Raw genomic sequence first — 23,283 nt, 5'->3', positions numbered from 1 at the left:
CCGCTCCTCCGTCCCCCGCTCCACGGAAGGCAACTGCGATGGCAAGCCCGAACCCCGGCCGCCCGGCCCACGGTGTCCACTCCGAGGTCGGCCGGCTCCACAAGGTCCTGGTCTGCCGGCCCGGCCTCGCCCACCGCCGGCTCACCCCGACCAACTCCGACGACCTGCTGTTCGACGACGTGATGTGGGTGGAGAACGCCCAGCGCGACCACGCCGACTTCGTCAACAAACTCACCCAACGCGGCGTCGAAGTGGTCGAGTTGCACGAGCTGCTGGCCCGGACGATGGCCATCCCGCAGGCCCGGGACTGGCTGCTCGACCGCAAGATCGTCCCCAACGAGGTCGGCCTCGGCCTGGTCGACGGAACCCGCGCCTACCTGGAGTCGCTGGCCCCCCGCGAGCTCGCCGAGTACCTGATCGGCGGTCTGGCCACGTCCGACCTGCCCGAGGACTTCCGCACCGGCTACGTCGCGCTCGCCCGGGAGTCCACCGGCGTGCGGGAGTACCTGATGCCCCCGCTGCCCAACACCCTCTACACCCGCGACACCACCTGCTGGCTCTACGGCGGCCTGACGCTCAATCCGCTCTACTGGCCGGCCCGCCACGACGAGACCCTGCTGATGAAGGCCGTCTACACCTTCCACCCCGACTACGCGGACTCCACCGTCTGGTGGGGCGACCCCGAACTCGACTGGGGCCAGGCGACGTTCGAGGGCGGCGACATCATGCCGGTCGGCAACGGCGTGGTGCTGATGGGCATGAGCGAGCGCACCTCCCGGCAGGCCGTCACCCAGGTCGCCGCGGCGCTGTTCGCCCAGGGCGCCGCCGAGCACGTGATCGTGGCCGGCATGCCCAAGCTCCGGGCCGCGATGCACCTGGACACCGTCTTCACCTTCGCCGACCGCGACATCGTCACCCTCTACCCGACCATCATGGACGCGGTGCACACCTTCTCGCTGCGCCCGAGCGACAAGGCCCCCGGGGTCGAGATCGTCGACGAGGCGCCGAAGGCCTTCACCGACGTGGTGGCCAAGGCGCTCGGCCTGCCGGCTCTGCGGGTGATCGAGACCGGCGGCGACGTCTACGCCTCCGAGCGCCAGCAGTGGGACAGCGGCAACAACGCCGTCGCGCTCGAACCCGGCGTGGTCTTCACCTACGACCGCAACACCCTGACCAACACCCTGCTGCGCAAGGCCGGGGTCGAGGTCATCACCATCGTCGGCGCCGAGCTCGGCCGGGGCCGGGGTGGCGGCCACTGCATGACCTGCCCGATCGTCCGCGAGCCGGTCGACTTCTGACGGACCGGCCCCTGACGGCCGTTCAGCCGCCCGAGGGCGGCCGGGCGGCCGTCAGCCGTGCTCGGCGAGGTACCCGGCCAGCCGCCGGGTGTCGGCCGGCCCCCAGCCCGCCGGCGGGGCGATCTCGGCCCAGGCGGTGGTGGGGAAGGTGCCGAAGCGGTGGCCGTGGCCGGCCGGTACGTCGTTCGCGGCGGCCAGGTCGCAGGTGACCTGCCAGAACGTCACCAGCGGGTACCAGCGCATGGCGGCCGAGACGTCCGCCGCCCGGGGCCGCTCCAGCCAGGCGGGCCGCTGCCAGAGCAGCTCCGGCTCCCACCAGGTGACCGGGTCGCTGCCGTTCTGCAGGTAGCCGATCCGGGGCTCCGTCCACGGCCCGGCCGGGACGGCGAAGTCCGCGGCGACCTGGGCGAACCGCACGGTGCCGCCACCCTGGTAGACCGGCCGCCAGACCGGGCTGCCGGGCTCCCGGTCGTCGGTCACCTGACGGCGGATCGGATTGTCCGGCGTGGGCCCCACCAGCAGCGCGCCGTCCACCTGCCGGGCCAGCTCCGCCACCCCCGCCGGATAGGCCCGCTCGGTGGCGTAGGAGCCGAGGCTCTCGCCCGCCACCAGCAGCCGGGGCCGTGCGTCGGCCGGCAGCCGGGCCCAGCGCTCGTGCACCGCGTCGATCAGCGCGGTGCCCGCGTCGGCGGCCTCCGCCTCGGTCAGGAAGGAGATCCAGCTCGGCAGGTAGGAGTACTGCATGGCGACCACCGCACTGTCGCCGTCGTACATGAACTCCGGTGGCTTGGCGATCTGTTCGTTCACCCAGCCGCTGCCGGTGGTGCTCGCCACCACCAGCACCCGCCGGGAGAAGCCGCCGGTGCGCTCCAGCTCGGCCACCGCCAGCCCGGCCCGCTCGCGCAGGGTGTCCGCCGATCCCAGGCCGACGTACACCCGGACCGGATCCTTGGCCGGGCGGCCGGAGACGGCGGCGATCTCGGCGGCGGTCGGGGCCCGGCCGATGAAGTCGCGGCCCTTGGCGCCGAGGCCGTCCCAGCTCTCGGCCGAGGCCGGGCTGCCGGACAGGGTGGGCAGTTCGGGGCGGACGATGCCGGGCGAGGTCGACCGGTCGGTCAGCGAGGCCGCGCCCTCCGCCGCGTCCAGCAGCCCACGCAGCAGGAAGCCCTGGACCAGCCCGACCACCACCACGGCCGCCACCGCCACCGCCACCCCCGCCGCGACGGCCGGGTGCACCCAACGGCGCAGCGGCCGGGCCAGCGCCCTCGTCCCCAACCGGACCAGCCGGGCCAGCAGGACCAGCACCGCGCACAGCAGCACCGCGAGCGGGAGCACCAACGCCCACTGCCACCAGACCACTTGGGGCGCCATGCCGACGGCCCGCCGCAGGTCGCCCTGCCACCGCACGCTCCGCGCCGTCACGCCCAGCACCGCTGCCGTGCCCAGCACCGCGAGCAGCAGCCACCCGGCCCGCCGCCACCGGGGCCCGGGCCGGGCGCCGCACCGGCGCGCCACGGCTCCGAGGAAGGCGCCGATCGCGTAACCGAAGGCCGCGGTGATCGCCGCCGCAGCGGCCTGCAGCCACCACGGCCGGGGGATCAGCGACGGGGTGAAGGACAGGCAGTAGCAGAGCACCGCACCGACCAGCGCGCTCCACGACGGTGCGCCGCGCACGATGCGGCGCCGCACGACCCGCAGGCCCGGTCCGCCCCGGGGCAGGCCGGGCTGCCGGGCCTCGGCGTCGGCCGGGCCCGCCACCTCAGTAGCGTTCGGCCTTGACGACCACCGGGGTCAGCGGCGGATCGGACGGCTGGCGGCTGAAGGCGACGGGCGCGGCCTTCGCCTGCGGGGCGAGGCTCTCGGTGCCGAGCACCGTCGAGTCGACCGTCTTGCCGGAGGCGTCGCGGAAGTCGACCTGCACGGCGTAGGACGCGGGCGCGCTGGTGCTGTTGACGATGGTGACCACGGCCGCGTTGAGCCCGCCCGTGGTGGCGGTCGGAACGCCGGTGAGCGTGACGTCCGAGGTCGCGTTGCCGCTGCCCTGGACGGACGTGAGGACCTCGGTCGCCTTGGCCCGGTTGCGCTCGGTCTGCGCGTTCACCGACGCCTCGAAGGCCGAGGCCCGGGCCGAGGCGGAGGCCAGCGCCTCGGAGGCCGAGGCCACGGCGGACGCGGCGGCGGAGGCCAGCGGCGAGGCCGGCTGGCCCGAGAAGTTCGACGGGTCGGGGGCCGCCGTCAGGCTGCGGAAGGGCGACGGGCTCGCGGTCCCGGAGGACGAGCTCCCGCAGGACACCAGGAGGGCGGCGGCACCGACCACCGCCCCGATCGAGGCGAGCCGCCACCGTGCTCGCGTTCCGGCCGTCCGGCCGTCGCACTCCCTGCCCATCGCGTACTCCTCAGCAGCTGTCGTCGGCCGTCGGCCGTCCTTGCTTCCCCATCCTTCGGGGCGGACGGGTTGGGTGACCACCGAGGTTGGGCTGTCCGGGACGGGGTGGGCCTGAAGGCTGGGGTGCGGGGTGTGTGGGTGAGGGTGGTCGGGTTGGGTGGCCACCGAGGTTGGGCTGTCTGGGAGGGGGTGGGTCTGAAGGCTGGGGTGCGGTGGGCGGGGGTGGGGTGTGTGGGCGGGGGTGGGGTGTGTGGGTGGGGGTGGTCGGGTTGGGTGGCCAGCGAGGTTGGGCTGTCCGGGGCGTGGTGGGTCTGAAGGCTGGGTGTGGTGGGCGGGGGTGGACGGGTCGGGTGATCACCGAGGCTGGGCGTCTGGGACGTGGTAGGTCCGGCGGGGTGCGCGGGGGCGTTCGTTCCCGGCCGCAGTGCCCCAGCGGGTGTGCCCGTTCGCCCGCCCGGCCGTGCTTCGCGGCCGGGCGGGGGAGCGGCGTCACTCTTCGGCGGTGAACACCGTCGAAGCCCGGTCCCGGACGTCCGGGACCGGGTGGCGCCGCAGCCCGAGCAGCAGCTCCCGCCAGTCGGCCGGCCAGCCGTACCGGTGGCCGAAGCGCTGCGCCAGCGCGACCGCGAACAGACCCGTGGCGTACCCGCCGTGTCCGGCCAGCTCCTCGGCCACCCGCCGGAGCGGGGCCGGGTCCTCCGGGAGCCGCTCGGCACCGTCCGGGCGGGCGAGCCGGTCCGCACACCGCAGGGCCAGCGCGGGGCGGTCTTCACAGCTCTCCGCGACGTCGGCCAACTGCGCCGCCAGCAGGGACGGTTCGGAAGCCGGATCGACCAGCCCGAGCAGGAGCCCAGCCCGCAGGGCAGGCTCCGCTCCGCCCGCCCGGGGGTGGGCTTCGCCGAACTGTCGCGCTGCGCTCGGCACTTCCGGCCGGGAGGGGTCGAACCGGAACGTTGTACTTGCTGCACCGGGGTCGTCCGCATCGAACAGCGTTGCCGCGCTTGCTGCTTCGGGGTCGGCGTCACCGAACTGCGGCGTTGCACTTCGCACTTCGGTGTGGGCTCGGCTGAACCGGTCGGCTTCGCCCGCCGCTTCGGGGTTGGTCGAGCCCAACCGGGGTGCTGCGCTCGCCGCTTCAGTGGGGGCTTCGCCGGCCCGAGGGTCGGTGCCGGTCGGCGCCTGCTCCGCGCCGAGCAGACCGGCCAGCTCCGTCGTCAGCTCGCGCTGCCACCCCTGCTCGGGGGCGGGCAGTGAGTGGACCAGGACCCCGAGCCGCTGCCGGGCCGGCCGGTCCCGCTCCCTCTGGGCCTCGAACTCCCCGGCCGGGTCGGCCGCGAGCAGCCCCAGCACCGTACGGTGCAGCAGACTGCCCGGGGCCGCGCCGCCGAGCGGGTGCGGCAGTTCGCCGCCGGCCAGCGCGACCAGCGCCTGGACGGCGGGGCGCCAGACCGCGCGGGCGTCCAGGTCGGTGACCAGGGCCGGCAGCACGTCGGCCGCCTCGGGGGAGTACCGGGCCCACGGCGGCAGCCGGTCCAGCGCGGCGGCGGCCACCTCCGGGTCGGAGCTGCGGCAGACCCGCCCGACCACGGCCGCGTACCGGGCGCGGTGCGGCTCGGCCAGCTGCCAGGGGTGCAGGCGCACCAGCGCCCGCCGTACCTGGTCCGGGCCCTCGGCAGCGTGGTCGAACAGCTCCCAGACCTCCGGACGCTCCGTCAGCTCGGTCGCGACCCCGATCGCGGCGGCCACCACGTCGGGGTGCTGACCGGGTGTCAGGACGACGCCGCGCAGCAGGACGGCGGCCCGGGCCGGCGGCAGGTGGCGGGCGAGCAGCCGGACCGCCTCCTTGCGGACCGTCACCCGGCCCTCGACGGCCAGCGGGGCGAGCTGCCGCTCCAGCTCGGCCGGGCGGACGTACCGGGCGGCTCGGGAGGCGGAGTACATCGCCACCCGGGCCCGGTCGCCGGACACCCGGGCGAGCAGCGGGGCCAGCGCCGCGGCCGGATCGCCCGTCCAGGGCAGCGCACCGAGCGCGGCCTCGGCCAGCACCACCTCCGCGGAGTCCAGGTACTCCAGGGCGAGCCGGGCGCCGTGCTCCGGGAGGCCCTGGGCGGCGCCGAGCGCCGCGGCCCGCTGGTGCACCGGCTGGGTGGTGTCGGCGACCGCGGCGGCGGCCAGCCGGGCGGCGGCGAGCTGCTGCCGGGGCGCCCAGCGGCGGGCCCCGTGCAGCGGGGGCAGCGGGGCCCGGGTGCCGCGCGGCAGGAAGCGCCCGTACGGCGGAGTGCCGGCCAGCACCGGATCGAGCAGGTCGGTCCGACGCAGCGTCAGCACCGCCAGCACGGGCGGCAGGACGGCTGCCGACGGGTCCAGCCGCAGGACCTGCGCCACCCGGTCGTCCCGGGTGGCCGGGTCGGCCAGCCAGTACCGGACGGCGGTCCGGAAGGCGTCGTCGTCCGAGCGTCGGAGCGCGTCGGCCAGCAGCGCCTGTAGCTCTGGCACCCGGTATGCCCGGCGGCCGAGCGCCCCGGCCAGTGCGAACAGCAGGCGGTGGCGCGGGCCCGGGGCCTCGGCCAGCAGCCACGGGCGGAGCGCCGCGAACACCTGGTGCTCCTGGCCCCGGCGCAGGGTGCGCTCCAACGGGCCGAGGTCGGCGCTGCCGAAGGTCCCGGCCAGCTCCTGAAGGGTGGTCAGCGACCACTCCAGCAGCGGTGAGCCGGCCTCGGTGGCGTGCTCCCCGAGGACGCCGACGGCCAGCCGGCGCAGCGCGGTCCTGGTCGAGTAGGAGCAGTCCCGGGCGGTGAGCGCGTCGATGACCAGCCGGCCCAGCACCGCCGCGTGCTCCGGGGCGAAGTGCCGGGGGTGCAGCGCGGCCAGCGCCGTGAGTGCGGCGGAGCGCACCGGGTCCTGCTCGTTGCGCAGCCGCTCCAGCAGGGTCAGCAGCCGGGTCAGCACCGCCGGATCGGCGTCGCGCCCCGCGTTGGCCACCAGCAGCGGCCAGGCCCGGGCCCGGTCCGCCGCGTCCGGGCGACGGGTGGCGGCCAGCAGTTCCTCGGCGACCTCGGCAGCCGGCAGGTGGGCGCGCAGCTCCAGCACCTGGTGCCAGGGCTCCCCGGCAGCCTCCCGCCGGGCCGACTCGGCCCGGGCGAGGTCCCGGCGGTGGCCGTGCGGCAGCAGGTCCGGGGCGTGGAAGCGGCTGGTGTCCAGGCCCTTGGTGGCGGCGTCGAAGAACGCGCCGCGCCGGCCGGGCGGCAGCCCGCGCAGCAGGGCGCCGAACAGCTGCGGCTGCCCGTACCAGCGGCGGCCGAGCTCGGTCAGCGAGGGCGGCTCGGCCCTGGCCAGCCGACGCACCGGGGCGTGCGGCACCCGGTGGCCGAGCGGCCGGTCGGCCCGGGCCGGATCGAGCAGCCAGCGGGTCACCCGCTCGGGGTCCACCGCGACCAGCCGGCCCAGCCGCCGGATCAGCGGGGAGGGCAGCGCGCGCGGTCCGTGGCGCTCCAGCAGGCCGAGTACCCGGGCCGGATCGGCCGACAGTGCGGCGGCCATCGAGTCCGACTCCCGGTACCACCAGCCGTCACGCAAGTCCTGGGTGAGGAGCGGCAGTTCGGCTTCTGCGTAGTCCATCAGCAGGGCCGGGTGGCGGCGGCCGACCGGAGCCAGCCGGCCGGTGTGGGCCAGCTCGGGCAGCAGCCGGGCGACGACCTCGGGCGAGCAGGCGGTGAGCAGCCGGGCCGCCTCGTGGTCGCCCCACCGCTCGCGGACCCGTTCCACCATCCGGTCGGCCGCCGCCGTGCGCCGCCCGGCCGTCACTGCCAGGGCCAACTGCCGTCGCTCGGCGTCCGAGCCGTCCGGGTAGGCGGCCTCCACCACCGCGTCCGGCACCAGCCCCTGGCGGACCGCGCGGAAGGCGTACCCGCGCACCGCCGCGTCCGGGTCGGCCAGCCGTCCGGCCAGCCGGTCGCCCCGCCGGGTGGCCAGGGCGGCCAAGGCGCCGAGCCGCCGCTCGTAGGGCGAACCGGCGTCCAAGTCGTCCAGCAGCCCGGTGAGTTCACGCTCGGTCAGGGCGCGGGCGAAGCGGGCCACGTACGGGTCCACCCGGGGTGCGGGCAGCGGATCGACGGTGCGGAGCAGGTGCTGGGCGAGGTGCGGCATGCGGCCGATTCTGCCCCGGCCGGCCCCGGCCGGGCCAACGGAAAAACCAGGCGCCTCCCGGGCCCTGCCGGTGCCATCATGACCGGTCATCCGGCCGGAGCGCCGGTCTGCACAGCAACTCCGGACGCCGGCCCCGGCCGGTCCGGCCGACAGCGGGAGACGAGATGGTGAGCGGCACGGCACTGGCGGGCATTGCCCTGGTGGCACTGGGGATGGCTCTGACGCCCGGCCCCAATCTGGTCTACCTGGTGTCCCGTTCGGTGCTCCAGGGCCGCCGGGCCGGGCTGGTCTCACTGGCCGGGGTCGGCCTCGGCTTCCTGGTCTACCTGGCGGCGGCGGTGGCCGGGATCGCCACCGTCTTCGCCCTGGTGCCCGGCATCTACCTGACGCTGAAGCTGCTCGGCGCCGGCTACCTGGCCTGGCTGGCCTGGCAGATGCTCCGGCCCGGTGGCCACTCCCCGTTCGCCACCCGGGAGTTGACGCCGGACCGGCCGCGCAGGCTGTTCCTGATGGGCTTCGTCACCTGCCTGCTCAACCCCAAGATCGCCATCCTCTACGTCTCGCTGCTCCCGCAGTTCGTCGACCCGTCCCGCGGCGGGGTGGCCGCGCAGAGCTTCGCCCTCGGCCTGACCCAGATCCTGGTCTGCCTGGCCAGCGACGCCGCCTTCGTGGTCACCGCCGGCTCGGTCGCCGCCTTCCTGACCCGCCGTCCGGGCTGGCAGCGCGCACACCGCTACCTGATGGGCACCGCCCTCGCCGCCTTCGCCCTCCGGCTGGCCGCCGACCGCTCGCGCGCCGTGGTGGCGACGCCGTGACGGGGCGTCCTGCGGGCCGCCCGGGGATCGACGCGGTCACCGCCGAGACCCTTCGGTACCTGCTGACCCTGGCGCCCGCCGAGATCCGCCCGGAGGTGTCCGCCCTGCTGCGGCTCGACCCGGATGACGGGGCGTCCGAGCCGGTGCCGCCGCACGGTGACGGCGGATACCGGCTGCCGGTCCTCGCCGGGCTCACTCCGCTGCTCCCGAGGTCCGCCGGCTGGTGGATGCTGCGGGAGGACCAGCCGGAGGTCAACCGGTTCCTGCTGGAACGCGGTTGGCTGCCGCCCGGCCTGGCCACCGACGTCCTGGCCGGGGTGCCGTTCGGTCCGGGCCGCACCGAACCGGTGCCGGTGCTCCCGGCCCGGTACGGCGTGTGGGTCCCGGCCCCGGTCGCACCGGATCCCGTCGAGGAACTGCTCGCGCGGCTACGTGCGGCCGTCGGGCCCCGGAAGCTGCGCTCGGCCCGTGTCATGGCGGGGCAAGTCCGTCATGCAGACTGGCAGTTGGTGTCCGAGGCGCACGCCGCCGCTCCGCTGCCCGGCCTGGCCCGGTGGGCACTGGCCGAGCGGATCGACTGCCCGGCCGAGCTGCGGGCCGCGTTCGGCAGCCACCCCAAGTTCGAGCACCGGCTCCGGCAGGCGACCGTGACGGTGGAGTGCCGGGAGCTGCTGGACCGCGCCGGGGCCACACGTGTCACCCTGCGGATGTTCGACGTCGGCCGGTGGGCCTTCCCGACCGCGCTGGCCCCGGTGGAGGACGCCCTGCGGCCCCTGGTGGCGGAGCACCTGGGCGGTCGGCCGGAAGCCTGGGTGGCGCTGGCCCGGCTGCTCCCGACCCACGGGGGGACGGTGCGGGCGCTGCTGACCAGGGCCGGTCGGGCCGGACCGGGCGACGAGGCGGAGCTGCCGGAGCCCCCGGTACAGCCCGAGGCCACCGGTCAGCCGACGGCTGATCACGTCCTCACCGTCCTGGCCTCGCCGCTGCACTCGGAGCCGGTGGACGGCCCGCTGACGGAGCACCGCCGGCGGATGGCCGAACTCCGCGCCCGGGGTGAACTCCCTGGCGGCCGTCCCGAGCAGCCGGAGCGCGGCGGCGGACTGCTGGGCTGGCTCCGCCGTCGCCTGGGCTGACGGCCGACCGGGCGGTAGGAGGGTCGGGTACGGGGGAGCCGGTGCAGCCTGCTCCCCCGTACCCGACGGTCCGCTTCGGGGGCGCGCGGCGCCCACGACCTGACGGTTCTTCGGAACCTTCGAGACCGGGCCGGTCAGCAGGCCGTCGGTGCCCGGCAACAGGTGCCGCACCGGCCCGGGGCCGCTCCGGCGCACCGATCGCTCCCGCAGTGCCTCGGCCACCGACTCGGCACCGTCCGGGCCGAGTTGCCGCTCGCGCAGGCCGAGCCGGCCGTCCGGCAGCGCGCTCCCGACCGGGACGTCGATCCGCTCGGCGGTGGCCGGCCCGGTGCGCGGTCCGCCCGGTGCGCGGTCAGTCCGCCAGCGGTCCCGGCCCTTGAGGGTGCGCCGCCGTACCGGTCGACTCGGAGGCCGCGCCGGTCACCAGGCGGCTTCCCGGTAGTCCTTCAGGAAGACGCCCGAGTACGGCTCCCCGGCCTCGCCGCGGACGATCGGGTGGTAGACCCGGGCCGCGCCGTCGACCACGTCCAGCGGGGTCCGGAAGCCGTGACCGGCGATCCGGGACTTCTTCGGGGCCGGGTTCTCGTCGGTGATCCAGCCGGTGTCCACCGCGCACATGTGCACGCCCTGGTCGGCGAGTTCGGCCGCGCTGGTGCGGGTGAGCATGTTGAGCGCGGCCTTGGCCATGTTGGTGTGCGGGTGGCCGCCGGTCTTGTTGCGGACCTCGAAGCGGCCTTCCACGGCGGTGACGTTGACCACGTACCGGTGCGGGTGCGGCGAGGCCAGCAGCAGGGGCAGCAGACGGTCACAGAGCAGCGCGGGGGCCAGCGAGTTGACCAGCTGGGTCTCCAGCACCTCGGCCGGGTCCAGCTCACCGAGCCGGGCCGACCAGGAGTTGGCGGGGGCGGTGTCCGGGAGCAGCCCGGCCTCGTCCGCCTCGGGGAGCACCTCGCCCGTCCGCGGGCGCGCGGTCAGCTCGGCGGCCGGCCAGGCGGCGGTCAGCGCCGGCATCGGCAGGAAGCCGGGCGCGCTCCGCACCGGTGCGCCGGGCGGCAGGGCCTCGGCCTCCCCGGCGGCCAGCAGCGCGTACGCCTCGGGCGGGCGGCGCAGGGTCTGCGCCGCGTTGTTCACCAGGATGTCCAGCGGGCGCCCGTCCTGGCGCAGCTCCTCGCACAGGCCCAGCACCTGGCGCGGGTCGCGCAGGTCGATGCCGACCACCGAGAGCCGGTCGAGCCAGGCCGCGCTGCCCTCGGCGGCCCGGAAGCGGCGCAGGGTGTCGTGCGGGAAGCGGCTGGTGACGATCAGTTCGGCGCCGTCCCGCAGCAGCATCAGGGCGAGCTGGAAGCCGATCTTCACCCGGCCGCCGGTGAGCAGCGCGCGGCGGCCCCGCAGATCGGTGGAGAGGCTGCGGTAGGCCGTGTTGTCGGCGGCGCAGGCCGGGCAGAGCAGGTGGTAGAAGCCGTCCAACTGCCGGTAGGCGGCCTTGCAGACGTAGCAGTGCCGGGCTCGGAACAACTGCCCGGCGGGCGTGCCGTCGCGCTCCGGCAGCGGGGCGTCCTCACGCCGGGTCAGCCCGCCGGTGGCGGTGGAGGCGATCAGTGCGGCGTCGGCCGCGATCCGGTCGCGGTGGCGGAGCTTGCGGCTCTCCCGGAGGAAGGAGTCGCTGTTGCGCTCGGCCCGCAGCCGCACCGGGTGGTTCACCGGCAGCTTGCGCAGGCGGCCCATGGTCCGCTCGAAGGCGGCCAGCTCCTGCTCCGTCAACTCGTCCTGCTGCACGGTCCCCCCACCTCTTTTCGCACCGTCCGGCCCCGGTCGGATTCGAACCGACGTGACCCTCCCTGCGAAGGAGGTGCGTCTGCCTCTGCGCTACGGGACCGTCCGGGCCGTCCGGTGGCCGGATTCGAACCGGCGTGTCTGCCTGAGCAAGGCATGCGCCTGCCTCTGCGCTACGCCCGGACGTCCGCACATGCTAGCGGGCGGGGGTGCGCGGGATCATCCGAATATGCGGGGTGGGTGTGCGTACTGACAGAACCCGCGCGGCGCTCTTGACCTGGGGTGGACCCCAGGGGGCAGGGTGGGCCGACGCACGATCGGTCGGACCGGAGGAGAGACAAGCATGCGCAACACCACCCTGGGCACCGGCGGCCCCGAGGTCGGCGTGATCGGGCTCGGCTGCATGGGCATGACCTGGGCCTACGACCCCAAGGGGCGGGACGACGCGGCCTCGGTGCGGGTGCTGCGCGAGGCGCTGGACCTCGGGGTCACCCTGATCGACACGGCGGACGTCTACGGGCCGTTCGACAACGAGGAGTTGGTCGGGCAGGGTCTCGCCGGCGAGTACCGCGAGCGGGCGGTGCTGGCCACCAAGGTCGGCCTGGTGGCCGGCCTCGGCGGGGCCCGGGTCGGCAACGACGGGCGGCCCGAGCACGTCCGGGCCTCGATCGACGACAGCCTGCGCCGACTGGGCACCGAGTACGTCGACCTCTACCAGCTGCACCGGATCGACCCGGCGGTGCCGGTCGAGGAGACCTGGGGCGCGATGGCCGAGCTGGTCGCGGCGGGCAAGGTCCGCCGGCTCGGGCTCTCCGAGGTGACGGTGGACCAGATCCGGCGGGCGCAGGCCGTCCACCCGGTGGCCTCCGTGCAGTCCGAGCTCTCGCTCTGGACCCGGGACGCGCTGGCCGAGGTGCTCCCGTACACCGAGGCCAACGGCATCGCCTTCCTGCCGTTCTCCCCGCTCGGCCGGGGCTTCCTGGCCGGCCGCTTCGGCTCCACCGCCGACCTGCCGGCCGACGATTGGCGCGCCACCCTGCCGCGCTTCCAGGCCGACGCGCTGGCCGCCAACCAGGCCTTGGTCGACACCGTCCGCCGGATCGCCGAGCGGCACGGCGCGACCCCCGCCCAGGTGGCGCTGGCCTGGGTGGTCGCCCAGGGCAGCCTGGTGATCCCGATCCCCGGCACCAAGACCCCCAAGTACCTGGCCGACAACGCCGGAGCCGCCTCGCTGGCCCTCACCCCCGAGGACCTGGCCGAGCTGGACGCCCTCCCGGCCCCGGTCGGCGACCGCTACTGACACCCCCTCACCGGCCCGGCCGCACCCCCTGAACGGCCCGGTCCCGCCGCCCCACCGGCCCGGCCCCGCTGACACGCGGGGCCGGGCTTGCCCATGCCGCCCTCCGCGCGCTTGCATGGCCCGATGCCCCCGCCGCCGCCCGCCCCCCGCGTCCTGTACCTCTTCGGCACCGCCGCCTTCCCGGTGCTCGGCATCCGCACCGTCATCGAGCAGGCCCAGGCAGCCGGCTGGGACGTCTGCCTCGGCCTCACCTCCACCGCCGCCGACTGGCTGGCCCCGGACATCCCGGCCCTCACCGAGCTCACCGGCCACCTGGTGAAGGCCCGCTACCGCCGCCCCGGCGAGCCCGACCTGCTCCCCGCACCGGACGCGATCCTGTTCGGCCCGGCCACCTTCAACTCGATCAACTCCCTCGCCCAGGGCCTGACTTCCTCCTGGGTGGTCGGCTACACCGCCGAGGCCCTGGGCAAGGGCGTCCCGGTCGCCGTGCTGCCGTGCGTGAACGACGCGCTGGCCGCCCACCCGCAGTACCCGCGCAGCCTCGCCACCCTCCGCGAGGCGGGCGCCCGGGTGCTGCTCCCCACCCCGGACCTGCCATGGTCACAGGCCCTTGTGGAGGTCGGTGGCCCGTAGCGGGCCGGTTCTCTCATATGCTCTCGGGGGTACGACATCCCCATCACGAGGAGCAGAGCAATGAGCGAGAACGTCTACTTCGACGTCACCGCCGACGGCGAGGACCTGGGCCGCATCGTCTTCAAGCTGTACGACGACGTGGTCCCGAAGACCGCCCAGAACTTCCGCGAGCTGGCGACCGGTCAGCACGGTTTCGGCTACAAGGAGTCCACCTTCCACCGGGTCATCCCGGCCTTCATGCTGCAGGGTGGCGACTTCACCCGTGGCGACGGCACCGGCGGCAAGAGCATCTACGGCGAGAAGTTCGCGGACGAGAACTTCACCGCGAAGCACGACCGCCCGGGCCTGCTGTCGATGGCCAACGCCGGCCGCAACACCAACGGCTCGCAGTTCTTCGTCACCACCATCGTGACCGACTGGCTCGACGGCAAGCACGTCGTCTTCGGTGAGGTCGTCGAGGGCATGGACGTCGTCAAGGCGATCGAGGGCTTCGGCAGCCAGTCCGGCCGCACCTCGAAGAAGATCGTCATCAAGGACTCCGGCACCGTCTGAGCCCGATGACACCCACGTCCCGGGGCCGCACCGACGTCCGGCCCCGGGACGGGATTCACCGCTTGGCGGCTCACTGCCCGCCTGCAAACCGATGGCGCGTCAGCGGCCCGTCCCCGTACGGTCCCGGGCATGACCAGGACCACGCCGCCCCGACCGGTCTCCGTGGAGACCGTGCTCCCGGGGCTCGCGCCGTACCGGGCCCGGAGCACCCGGCTGCACCCGCGTCCAGGGGAGCCCGGCGCGCACGACAGCCATGTCGGCGGGCCGCTGCTCTGGCCGGCCGACGAGCCGTGGCCGCGCTGCCACGAGCCGCACCAGCGCGAGACCGAGGGCTACACCCCCGAGGCGATCCGCGCCGCCCGGGCGTCCGGGGCCTGGCCGTCGAGCGGTCCCTGGCCCCCACCGGGCACCCCGGGGTTGGACGGCCCGGTGCCCTTCACCGCACTGGCCCAGCTCTTCCGCCGTGACGTCCCGGGCCTGGCCGCCGGACCGGGGGACGCCGACCTGGTGCAGCTCTTCCGCTGTCCCCTCACCCACGGCCCGCACCTGGAGCGCCGCTACCACCTGCGGTGGCGACGGGCCGACCGCACGGAGCGGGCCGGGAGCCTCCTCACCGACCCGCCCCAGGTGCCGGTGCTCCCCTGGGAGCACGAACTGCCCGAGCCCTGCGTGCTGCACCCGGAGGAGGTGGACACCTACCCGTGGGCGGAGGACGACACGCTGCCGGCCGCGCTGATCGCGGACATCGACGCCTGGGACGACGCCCGGCTCGCCGAGCACGGTCCCGACGCCCCCTGCTACCAGTACGACCTCTCGATCCCGCCCGGCTGGCGGGTCGGCGGGTACCCCAGCTGGGCCTCGACCGGCCCGCTGACCGTCGACTGCGAGCGCTGCGCGGCCCCGATGCGGCTGCTGCTGACGGCCGAGGGCTCCGAGGCGGACGGCGGCTCGCACAGCTGGGTGCCGCTGGAGGACCGCGACCCGGCGTTCAGCGGCAAGGAGTCGGTCCGGCACGGGACCTTCCTCGCCCAGCCCACCCGCCTGCGCTTCGGCCGGGACCGCGACCTGCACGTCTTCACCTGCCCGGCCGACCCGGCACACCCGCCCCGCTGGCAGCTGTCCTGACCGGCCGTCAGGTGAGGGCGGCCACCACGGTGGAGTGGAAGCGCTCCACCGCCGTGTCGACGCTGCGGATGAAGCCGGTCTCGGCGTTGCCCCGGGTGTTGCCGACGGTCTTCAGCAGGGAGAGCCGGAAGGCGGTCGGGCGGGAGCCGTCCTTGGGGAGCAGGCCGCCGGGCTCCGGGCGCAGGCGCTCCAGGGTGCCGCGCGGGCCCTGGGCGGTGCCGTCGGTGAGGGTCTCGACGTGCAGGTCGGCCGGGGCGTCGGCGAGTTGCTTCATCAGGCGCTTGGCCCAGCTCAGCGGGTAGCCCTGCTCGGGGGCGGGGATCTCGATCGAGGTGCGGAGCTTGCCGGCCCGCAGGTCGGCGGTGAGGGCGAGGGTGCTGGGGGCACCGTCGATCCGGAGCTCGGCGACCAGCCGGCCCTCCGCGGCGAGGCGGTCGGCGGAGGCGGTGAGACGGCTGAGCGCGTCCTCGTCGCGGCGGGCCCGCTTCACCACGGGCAGGACCCGGACGCCGAGTTCGCCGCCGAGTTCCAGGCAGACCCGGCGGGTGAGGCGTTCCCAGCTCTCGGCCACCTGGACGGCGCGCGGGTCGCCGGGGGCGAGCAGGTCGGCCTCGATCTCCTTGCGCACCGGTACCCAGGCCGGGCCCATGTTCTGGAAGCCGTGGCAGCCCGAGTTCTCGTGCTGGAGGTAGTGCAGCAACTCCTGGAGCAGCCAGGCGTGCGCCTGGTCCTTGACGCCCTCGTGCCGGATCAGCATCTTCGCCTGGTGGGTGACCTCGGCCCAGGAGAGGTGCCAGAGCCCGACCTTGTGCTTGCGGCGGCGGTCTATCTTGACGTCGACCAGCGGCCGGCCCTCCAGGGCCACGTCGTTGGAGACGGTGATGACGGCCTCGTAGGCGCGGCGGGCCGCGATGTCCATGTAGTCCTGGACCTGATCGGTCTTCAGCGGATTGCCGTTGGTCTTGCACTCGACCAGGGCCGTCCACAGCCGCCCGGCCCGCTCGACCCGGATCACCCCGTCCGGGCGCTTCGGGGTCTCGCCGTGCGGGAGTCGGACCTCGGTGAAGGTCTCCATCCGCCCGGCCGGGGCACCGAAGGCGGCCGTCAGCCGGCGGCCGAACTCCGGCACCTGGGCCATCACCGAGAGCAGCACCGAGGTGGCCCGGGTCTCGCGCTCGTGGTCGTTCTTGAGCGAGGTGGCGGGGAACAGCCGGGCGGTGTGCCAGGAGTCGTTCTCGGCCAGCGACTTCTTGGCCTCCCTGGGCAGGACCACCTTCTTGCGGGCGGTGCGCAGCCGCTTGGCGGCCGGCGGCGGCACGGCCACGGCGGTGGTCACGGGCGCGGGCACCGGCTCTGCGGCGGCCGGCTCCACGGCAGCCGGCTCCTCGGTGGCCGGCGCCGGGATGGTCGCGGCCGTCTCCTCGGCGAGCGGGGTCGCGGGCAGCTCCCCGGCGCCGTCGTCCTCCTCGATGTCGATGCCGAAGTCGGTGGCCAGCCCGGCCAGACCGGTGTCGTAACCCTGCCCCACCGCACGGAACTTCCACTCCCCGGCCCGCCGGTAGACCTCGCCGAAGACGAAGGCGCTCTCGGTGTCGGCGTCCTCGATCGCGAAGGTGAGCAGCTGCTCCCCGGAGGCGTCGGCCAGGCCCAGCCGGAGATCCTCCAGCTGACCGAAGGCGGCCCGCTGGTGACGGCTCGCCGCGATCACGATCCGCTCGACCTCGGCCGGTACCACCGAGAGGTCGAGCTGGATGCGGTCCTCGGTGCCGCCCTCGGCCAGGTGCTGGCCGAGGAGCTGGACGCTGCCGTCGGCGGCGGCCGGGTTGTTGTAGAAGAAGAAGTCGGCGTTGCTCCGGACCTTGCCCTCCGGGGTGAGGAGCAGCACGGAGACGTCGGCGTCGCCCTCACCGGTGGGGCTGCTCCACCCGAGACTCACGATGAGCGAATCGGGCTCGGTCGTGAGGGCGCTCAGACCGACGTTGGCGCCTTTGAGCATGTCGTGCACGCTGGGTCCCCCCGGGGAGCCGGGCCACCTCGGGGCACGGGGGTGGCCTGTGAAGAGTGGGTGTGCCGATGGCATGTGACGGATCGGCAGCTGGAGCCTACTCTTGTGCGGCTTCGGTGAAGAGCGGAACGACGGGATCGGTGCGTGGGCCATCCGTCGCAGGTGGGAGCGGCCCCGCCCGGCGGACGGCGGGCCGCTCCGCCTGACGTGAGCTCAGGACTCCTTGACCCAGATGAGCTTGCGGCCGGTCTCGGCCGGGGCGGTGGGGGTGAAGTCGTCGGTGCGGTCGAGGCGGTAGCCGAGGCGGCGGGGGATGGCCGCGCTGAGGTGGTTGGCCTCGTCGCAGCGGATCTCGACCCGGGTGATGCCGGGGAGGGCGAGGGCGGCCTCGGTGAGGGCGGCGGCGGATTCGGTGGCGATCCGGCGGCCGGTGTGGGAGGCGGAGACCCAGTAGCCGATCTCCAGGGCGCCGGGGCCGATCCGGCCGTGCAGGCCGAAGGCGCCGACCACGCTGCCCGGGTCCTCGTCGAGGCCGGCCAGGTACATGAAGTCGGTGCCGTCCTCCCAGGCGGTGACGCCGGCCACCGCGAGCTCCCGGGTCTGGGCCAGGGTGGGGGCGGTGGCCGCCCACTCCATCCAGGGGCGCAGGTGGTCGAGGTTGCCCACGGTGGCCGCGTTCAGTCTCTCCGAGTCCGCCAGGCTGCGGCGGCGCAGGTGCACGCCGTTCGGGAGGGCGATCAGCTCCGGCGGGCGGCCGGTGCTGATCGGAGGGTGGGTGGGGGCGGCTTCTGGGTTGGTCTCGCTCATGCGCGGATTATGCCTTCCCTTTACCGCTCCCACCACGGGTTTCCCGCCGAGCGGAGTCCGGCTCCGGGAGCTCGGGCTCCGGCGTGCGGACGGTCCGTCAGAGCCGGACCAGGACCTCGTCCAACGGCTTGCGCTCGAGGTCCGGCACCCTGGCGCCCTCGGCCGGGTAGCCGACCGGGATGACGTACGCGGCGCGCTCCTCCTGCGGGCGGTCGCAGACCTCGTTGAGGAACTTCATCGGGCTCGGGGTGTGGGTCAGGGTGGCCAGGCCGGCCTGGTGGAGCGAGGCGAGCAGGAAGCCGACGGCGATGCCCACCGACTCCTTGGTGTAGTAGGGCCGGGGCGAGTCCGGGCCCTTGTGGACCTCGAAGACCACGATCACGGCCGGGGCGTCCTCCAGGAACGGCTTCCGCCAGTCGGTGCCGATCGGGGCCAGGGCGGCCAGCCACTCCTCGGAGGCCCGGTGGTCGTAGAACTCGCGCTCCTCGGCCTCGGCGGCCTCGCGCAGGCGGCGCTTGCGCTCCGGGTCGGTGATCACCACGAAGCGCCAGGGCTGGACGTGTGCGCCGCTGGGCGCGGTGGAGGCGGTGCGGATGGCCCAGTCGATCACCTCCTCGGGGATCGGCCGGGTCGAGTAGTCGCGGACGGTCCGGCGCTGGTCCATCACCTGGTGGAAGGCCTGGGTGCGGGCCGCCGCCTCGTGGGCGGGGACGGTCATCGGACGGAGCGGCACGGTGGGGTGGGTGGCCGCCGGTGCGGTGGTGTCAACCATGGCGCACAGCACAGCACATGACGGCCCGTCGGGGGAAGGTCTGGACCACGCCCGGTCCGGCCCGGTTCAGCCGGTGCGGCCACCGCCCTCGGCGGGGCGGGCCCGGACGTGCATCCGCTCGCCCTGGGCGCCGAACAGGCTGAGGAACTCCACCGGCTGGTCCCCCGCGTTGCCGAAGGCGTGCGGGGTGCGGGTGTCGAACTCGGCGGCCTCGCCGGCCTTGAGCTCCAGGTCGTGCTCGCCGAGGTGCAGCCGCAGCTGGCCGGACAGCACGTACAGCCACTCGTGGCCTTCGTGGGTGCCCTGCTCGACCGGCACCCCGTCGGGCACCCGGCCGGGCGGGATGACCATCTTGTAGGCGTGCATCCCGCCGAGGTTCCTGGTCAGCGGGATGAAGGTGCGCCCGTGCCGGGTGAACGGGCGGGCGTGGATCCGCGGGTCGCCGGTGGGCGGGGCGCCGACCAGCTCGTCCAGCGGCACCCCGTAGGCCCGGGCCAGCGGCAGCAGCAGCTCCAGGGTGGGCTTGCGCTGGCCGGACTCCAGCCGGGAGAGGGTGCTCACCGAGATGCCGGTGGTCTCGGCGAGCCGGCTGAGGGTGAGGTCGCGGGACTGCCGCAGGGTCCGCAGGCGGGGGCCGACGGCGGTCAGTACGGGTTCGAAGTCCATCCGTCCATTTGCTGCTTCGGCAAGGTTCTTTGTCAATCGCGGGGGGCCGGGTGCAGGCTCGGGGACGTGGAAGGGAGGCCGTGGTGGAACGGTACGACGTGGTGGTGGTCGGTGGCGGAGCGGCCGGCCTGAGCGGTGCGGTGACGCTGGCCCGGGCCCGGCGCTCGGTGCTGGTGGTGGACGAGGGGCGGCCGAGGAACGCCCCGGCGGACGGGGTGCACGGCTACCTCGGCCGGGAGGGCACCCAGCCCGGCGAGCTGCTGGCGGCCGGGCGGGAGGAGCTGCGCGGCTACGGCGGCCTGCTGCGGCAGGGCACGGCGGTGGCGGCGGAGCGCGGGGCCGACGGCTTCACCGTCCGGTTGGCCGACGGCGGGGAGGTGGCGGCGGCCCGGCTGCTGGTGACCACCGGCCTGGCCGACGGGCTGCCGGAGCTGCCCGGGCTGGCCGCGCAGTGGGGGCGGGGCGTGCTGCACTGCCCGTACTGCCACGGCTGGGAGGTCCGTGACCAGGAGATCGGCGTGCTCTCCACCGGGCCGTTCGCGGTGCACCAGGCGCTGATGTGGCGTCAGTGGAGCGAGCGGATCACGCTCTTCCTGCACACCGGGCCCGAGCCCGGTGCGGAGCAGCGGGAGCAGCTGGCGGCCCGGGGCGTGACGCTGGTGGAGGGCGCGGTGGCCGAGGTGGCGGCCGGCCCGGACGGCCGGCTCGACGGACTGCGGCTGGCGGACGGCCGGCTCGTCCCGTGCCGGGCGCTGGCCGTCACCACCGGGCTGACCGCCCGGGGCTCGGCGCTGCTGGACTCGCTCGGCCTGGTGCCGGCCGAGCAGGAGCGGGACGGGCACGTCTTCGGCGTCCACTACCCGGCCGACCCGTTCGGCGCGAGCGCGGTGCCCGGGGTCTGGCTGGCGGGGAACGTGACCGGCCTGATGGACCAGGTGGTCGCGGCAGCGGCGGCCGGGGTCCGGGCCGGTGCGGCGGTCAACGCCGACCTGACCGCCGAGGACACCCGCCGGGCGGTCGAGGCGTACCGGGCCCCGGCGGCCTGACGGACCTTCGGATTCCCACGGGATCGCACCGGAGCAGGCGGGATCCCACGATCATTCACTCAGAGGAGAAGCAGGGCATGGGCGAGCACGAGCACGGTCACCAGCACGGCCACGGTCACCAGCACGGCCACGGGGGTGGCGGCGCGGCGGCGGTCGAGGAGTTCTGGGACGGCCGGTACAGCGAGAGCGAGCGGATCTGGAGCGGGAACCCGAACCCGACGCTGGTCCGGGAGGTGGCTGAGCTGGCCCCCGGCCGGGCGCTGGACCTCGGCTGCGGCGAGGGCGCGGACGCCATCTGGCTGGCCGAGCGGGGCTGGACGGTGACCGGGGTCGACGTCTCCAAGGTGGCCCTGGAGCGCGCGGTGGCCCATGCGGCCCAGGCCGGCCCCGAGGTGGCGGCCCGGATCGACTGGCAGCGGCACGACTTCGGCGTCTCCTTCCCGGCGGGCGAGTACGAGCTGGTCTCGGCGCACTTCCTGCACTCGCCGCCGGAGGTGGAGCTGGACCGGAACGTGATCCTGCGCGCGGCGGCGTCCGCCGTGGCGGTCGGCGGCACGCTGCTGGTCGTCGGTCACTTCGGCCACCCGTCCTGGGCCCCGGACATGCACCCCGGGATGGTCTTCCCGAGCACCGACGACGTGCTCGCCGCGCTCCGGCTCCCGGAGGGCGCCTGGACGGTGGAGCGCAGCCAGCTGGAGCCCCGGGACTTCCCGGCGCCGGACGGCACGCCGGGCACCCGGACCGACAACCTGCTCCGCCTGCGCCGGGACCGCTGACCGCGGACGGCGCACGGCGGATCGCACCCGGGTCAGGCCACCGACCGGCGGCGGGTGACCAGATTGCCGATGACCACGTAGACCACGGCCGGGATGCCGTAGTCGAGCAGGGTCTGGCCGGTGTGGTTGTTCACCGTGAAGAGTCCGCGGGACCAGGCGGACAGCCAGTCGGCGGCGTGGTGGAACCAGTTGACCACCGGATTGCCGGTGTTGGCGCCGAAGAGGTCCAGCAGGATCCAGAGGACGAGGATGGCGGCCAGGACGTGGGCCACCAGCGAGATGATCGAGGTCGGATGTCTCATGGACCGCGTCTGGCCCGCCTGCGGGATCCCAAACCCGTTGCTCCCGAGGGGAGTTCGTCGGGCGGGATCCCGCAGGCGGCGGGTCGTCAGAGCTCGGTGACCCTGCCGTCGGCGACCTGGAGGCGGCGGTTGACCGAGACCGCGTCGAGCATCCGGCGGTCGTGGGTGACCAGCAGCAGGGTGCCGGTGTAGGACTCCAGGGCCGACTCCAACTGCTCGATGGCGGGCAGGTCGAGGTGGTTGGTCGGCTCGTCCAGGACCAGCAGGTTGACGCCCCGGCCCTGGAGCAGGGCGAGGGCGGCCCGGGTACGCTCGCCGGGGGAGAGGGTGTCGGCCGGGCGCAGCACGTGGGCCGCCTTCAGGCCGAACTTGGCCAGCAGGGTGCGGACGTCCTCCGGGTTGGCGTCCGGGGCGGCGGCCTGGAAGGCGTCCAGCAGCGGCTCGTCACCGAGGAACAGGCCGCGCGCCTGGTCCACCTCGCCGACCAGCACGCCGGAGCCCAACACCGCGCTGCCCCCGGTGAGTTCGAGCCGCCCGAGCAGGGCGGCCAGCAGGGTGGACTTGCCCGCGCCGTTGGCGCCGGTGATGGCCACCCGGTCCGCCCAGTCGATCTGCAGGTCGACCGGGCCGAAGGAGAAGTCCCCCCGGGTCACCTCGGCCCCGCGCAGGGTGGCCACCACCGAGCCGGAGCGCGGGGCGGCGGCGATCTCCATCCGCAGCTCCCACTCCTTGCGCGGCTCCTCGACCACCTCCAGCCGCTCGATCATCCGCTGGGTCTGCCGGGCCTTGGCGGCCTGCTTCTCGGTGGACTCGGTGCGCATCGCGCGCCCGATCTTGTCGTTGTCGCTGGACTTGCGGCGGGCGTTGCGGACGCCGTTCTCCATCCAGCCGCGCTGCATCCGGGCCCGGGCCTCCAGCCCGGCCTTGGTGTCGGCGTACTCCTCGTAGTCCTCGCGGGCGTGCCGGCGGGCCACCGCCCGCTCCTCCAGGTAGGCGTCGTAGCCGCCGCCGAAGTGGTTCACCTGCTGCTGGGCCAGGTCCAGCTCCAGCACCCTGGTCACCGTCCGGGTGAGGAACTCGCGGTCGTGGCTGATCAGCACGGTGCCCGCGCGCAGGCCCTTGACGAAGGACTCCAGCCGCTCCAGGCCGTCCAGGTCCAGGTCGTTGGTGGGCTCGTCGAGCAGGAAGACGTCGTAGCGGGAGAGCAGCAGCGAGGCCAGCCCGGCCCGGGCGGCCTGGCCGCCGGAGAGCGCCGTCATCGGCAGGTCCAGGCTGACCGCCAGGCCGAGCGAGGCGGCGACCTCCTCGGCCCGCTCCTCCAGGTCCGCGCCGCCCAGGTCGAGCCAGCGGTCCAGGCTGACGGAGTAGGCGTCGTCGGCGCCGGGGCGGCCCTCGACCAGGCCCTCGGTGGCCTCGTCCAGCGCGGTCTGGGCGGCGGCCACACCGGTGCGGCGGGCCAGGAAGTCGCGGACCGACTCGCCCTCGCGGCGCTCCGGCTCCTGCGGGAGGTGGCCGACGTTGGCGGTCGGCGGGCTGAGCTTCAGCGAGCCGCCCTCCGGGGTGGTCAGCCCGGCCAGCAGCTTGAGCAGGGTCGACTTGCCCGCACCGTTGACCCCGACCAGCCCGACCACGTCGCCGGGGGCGACGACCAGGTCCAGGCCGGAGAAGAGGATGCGGTCGCCGTGGCCGGCGCTCAGGTCCTTGACTACGAGAGTGGCACTCATGATGCGGCCGATTTTACGGGCCCC

The 23,283-nt window shown here is 74.9% G+C and carries 19 protein-coding genes and 2 tRNA genes; 9 read left to right on the top strand and 12 right to left on the bottom strand.

Annotation, left to right across the window (positions count from 1 at the left end; genetic code table 11):
- The first annotated feature begins 38 nt into the window (after positions 1 to 38).
- Positions 39 to 1,298 carry an arginine deiminase gene (locus tag ACIRBX_RS18680; RefSeq protein ID WP_402297961.1) on the top strand — a complete coding sequence of 420 codons (1,260 nt, stop codon included), beginning with the start codon at positions 39 to 41 and terminating at the stop codon, positions 1,296 to 1,298.
- Between the two features lie 51 nt (positions 1,299 to 1,349).
- Here ACIRBX_RS18680 and ACIRBX_RS18675 read toward each other — a convergent pair whose 3' ends face one another.
- The 3 genes from ACIRBX_RS18675 to ACIRBX_RS18665 all read right to left on the bottom strand — a co-directional run bounded on the left by ACIRBX_RS18675 (position 1,350) and on the right by ACIRBX_RS18665 (position 7,830).
- Positions 1,350 to 3,056, bottom strand: a complete 1,707-nt coding sequence (locus ACIRBX_RS18675) for an alpha/beta hydrolase (protein WP_402297960.1) — start codon at positions 3,054 to 3,056, stop codon at positions 1,350 to 1,352.
- A gap of 1 nt (position 3,057) precedes the next feature.
- Positions 3,058 to 3,684, bottom strand: coding sequence for a hypothetical protein (locus ACIRBX_RS18670; RefSeq protein WP_402297958.1), 627 nt, complete (start codon positions 3,682 to 3,684; stop codon positions 3,058 to 3,060).
- A 489-nt stretch (positions 3,685 to 4,173) separates the two neighbouring features.
- On the bottom strand, positions 4,174 to 7,830 hold the full coding sequence (locus ACIRBX_RS18665; RefSeq protein ID WP_402297957.1) for a hypothetical protein: 3,657 nt from the start codon (positions 7,828 to 7,830) through the stop codon (positions 4,174 to 4,176).
- Between the two features lie 164 nt (positions 7,831 to 7,994).
- On the opposite strand from ACIRBX_RS18665, the gene ACIRBX_RS18660 reads away from it, so the two are divergent.
- The gene (locus ACIRBX_RS18660; RefSeq protein WP_402297956.1) at positions 7,995 to 8,645 is read left to right on the top strand and encodes a LysE family translocator; all 651 of its coding nucleotides are present in this window, start codon (positions 7,995 to 7,997) and stop codon (positions 8,643 to 8,645) included.
- Positions 8,642 to 9,778, top strand: a complete 1,137-nt coding sequence (locus tag ACIRBX_RS18655; RefSeq protein WP_402297954.1) for a hypothetical protein — start codon at positions 8,642 to 8,644, stop codon at positions 9,776 to 9,778. The genes ACIRBX_RS18660 and ACIRBX_RS18655 overlap by 4 nt, the downstream gene beginning before the upstream one ends.
- A 420-nt stretch (positions 9,779 to 10,198) precedes the next feature.
- Here ACIRBX_RS18655 and ACIRBX_RS18650 read toward each other — a convergent pair whose 3' ends face one another.
- The 3 genes from ACIRBX_RS18650 to ACIRBX_RS18640 form a co-directional block, all read right to left on the bottom strand.
- Entirely contained in the window at positions 10,199 to 11,503 is a 1,305-nt protein-coding gene (locus ACIRBX_RS18650; RefSeq protein WP_402298423.1) for an SDR family oxidoreductase, read from the bottom strand.
- Between the two features lie 78 nt (positions 11,504 to 11,581).
- Positions 11,582 to 11,654: transfer RNA gene (locus tag ACIRBX_RS18645), tRNA-Ala, on the bottom strand.
- Between the two features lie 8 nt (positions 11,655 to 11,662).
- A tRNA-Ser gene (locus tag ACIRBX_RS18640) sits at positions 11,663 to 11,736 on the bottom strand.
- Between the two features lie 158 nt (positions 11,737 to 11,894).
- On the opposite strand from ACIRBX_RS18640, the gene ACIRBX_RS18635 reads away from it, so the two are divergent.
- The 4 genes from ACIRBX_RS18635 to ACIRBX_RS18620 all read left to right on the top strand — a co-directional run bounded on the left by ACIRBX_RS18635 (position 11,895) and on the right by ACIRBX_RS18620 (position 15,161).
- On the top strand, positions 11,895 to 12,851 hold the full coding sequence (locus tag ACIRBX_RS18635) for an aldo/keto reductase (RefSeq protein WP_402297952.1): 957 nt from the start codon (positions 11,895 to 11,897) through the stop codon (positions 12,849 to 12,851).
- 123 nt (positions 12,852 to 12,974) lie between these two features.
- Complete coding sequence (locus ACIRBX_RS18630; RefSeq protein ID WP_402297950.1) at positions 12,975 to 13,484, top strand: flavoprotein; 510 nt, start codon at positions 12,975 to 12,977, stop codon at positions 13,482 to 13,484.
- 60 nt (positions 13,485 to 13,544) lie between these two features.
- Positions 13,545 to 14,036 (top strand): peptidylprolyl isomerase, encoded by a 492-nt coding sequence (locus ACIRBX_RS18625; protein ID WP_402297949.1) that lies wholly within the window; start codon positions 13,545 to 13,547, stop codon positions 14,034 to 14,036.
- A 129-nt stretch (positions 14,037 to 14,165) separates the two neighbouring features.
- The gene (locus ACIRBX_RS18620; protein WP_402297948.1) at positions 14,166 to 15,161 is read left to right on the top strand and encodes a hypothetical protein; all 996 of its coding nucleotides are present in this window, start codon (positions 14,166 to 14,168) and stop codon (positions 15,159 to 15,161) included.
- Positions 15,162 to 15,168: 7 nt separating this feature from the next.
- On the opposite strand, the gene ACIRBX_RS18615 is transcribed toward ACIRBX_RS18620, so the two are convergent.
- From ACIRBX_RS18615 to ACIRBX_RS18600, 4 genes are all read right to left on the bottom strand, one after another.
- On the bottom strand, positions 15,169 to 17,157 hold the full coding sequence (locus ACIRBX_RS18615) for a TerD family protein (RefSeq protein WP_402297946.1): 1,989 nt from the start codon (positions 17,155 to 17,157) through the stop codon (positions 15,169 to 15,171).
- Between the two features lie 222 nt (positions 17,158 to 17,379).
- Positions 17,380 to 17,973 carry a GNAT family N-acetyltransferase gene (locus ACIRBX_RS18610; RefSeq protein ID WP_402297945.1) on the bottom strand — a complete coding sequence of 198 codons (594 nt, stop codon included), beginning with the start codon at positions 17,971 to 17,973 and terminating at the stop codon, positions 17,380 to 17,382.
- Between the two features lie 97 nt (positions 17,974 to 18,070).
- On the bottom strand, positions 18,071 to 18,745 hold the full coding sequence (locus ACIRBX_RS18605; protein ID WP_402297943.1) for a nitroreductase family protein: 675 nt from the start codon (positions 18,743 to 18,745) through the stop codon (positions 18,071 to 18,073).
- Between the two features lie 66 nt (positions 18,746 to 18,811).
- Entirely contained in the window at positions 18,812 to 19,411 is a 600-nt protein-coding gene (locus ACIRBX_RS18600; RefSeq protein WP_402297942.1) for a helix-turn-helix domain-containing protein, read from the bottom strand.
- Positions 19,412 to 19,494: 83 nt separating this feature from the next.
- Between ACIRBX_RS18600 and ACIRBX_RS18595 the strand changes: the two genes are divergently transcribed.
- Positions 19,495 to 20,457 (top strand): NAD(P)/FAD-dependent oxidoreductase, encoded by a 963-nt coding sequence (locus tag ACIRBX_RS18595; protein ID WP_402297940.1) that lies wholly within the window; start codon positions 19,495 to 19,497, stop codon positions 20,455 to 20,457.
- 77 nt (positions 20,458 to 20,534) lie between these two features.
- Complete coding sequence (locus ACIRBX_RS18590) at positions 20,535 to 21,233, top strand: class I SAM-dependent methyltransferase (protein WP_402297938.1); 699 nt, start codon at positions 20,535 to 20,537, stop codon at positions 21,231 to 21,233.
- A gap of 32 nt (positions 21,234 to 21,265) precedes the next feature.
- On the opposite strand, the gene ACIRBX_RS18585 is transcribed toward ACIRBX_RS18590, so the two are convergent.
- Both ACIRBX_RS18585 and ACIRBX_RS18580 read right to left on the bottom strand, forming a co-directional pair.
- Positions 21,266 to 21,535: a hypothetical protein gene (locus tag ACIRBX_RS18585; protein WP_402297937.1), complete on the bottom strand. Its 270-nt coding sequence runs from the start codon at positions 21,533 to 21,535 to the stop codon at positions 21,266 to 21,268.
- 86 nt (positions 21,536 to 21,621) lie between these two features.
- Entirely contained in the window at positions 21,622 to 23,259 is a 1,638-nt protein-coding gene (locus tag ACIRBX_RS18580; RefSeq protein ID WP_402297936.1) for an ABC-F family ATP-binding cassette domain-containing protein, read from the bottom strand.
- Between the last annotated feature and the right edge of the window lie 24 nt (positions 23,260 to 23,283).

Source organism: Kitasatospora sp. NPDC096147 (assembly GCF_044763225.1).
In the GTDB taxonomy this organism is placed as follows: domain Bacteria; phylum Actinomycetota; class Actinomycetes; order Streptomycetales; family Streptomycetaceae; genus Kitasatospora.
The sequence above is the reverse complement of the archived record's forward strand: the minus strand, read 5'-3'. Positions and strand labels throughout refer to the sequence as shown.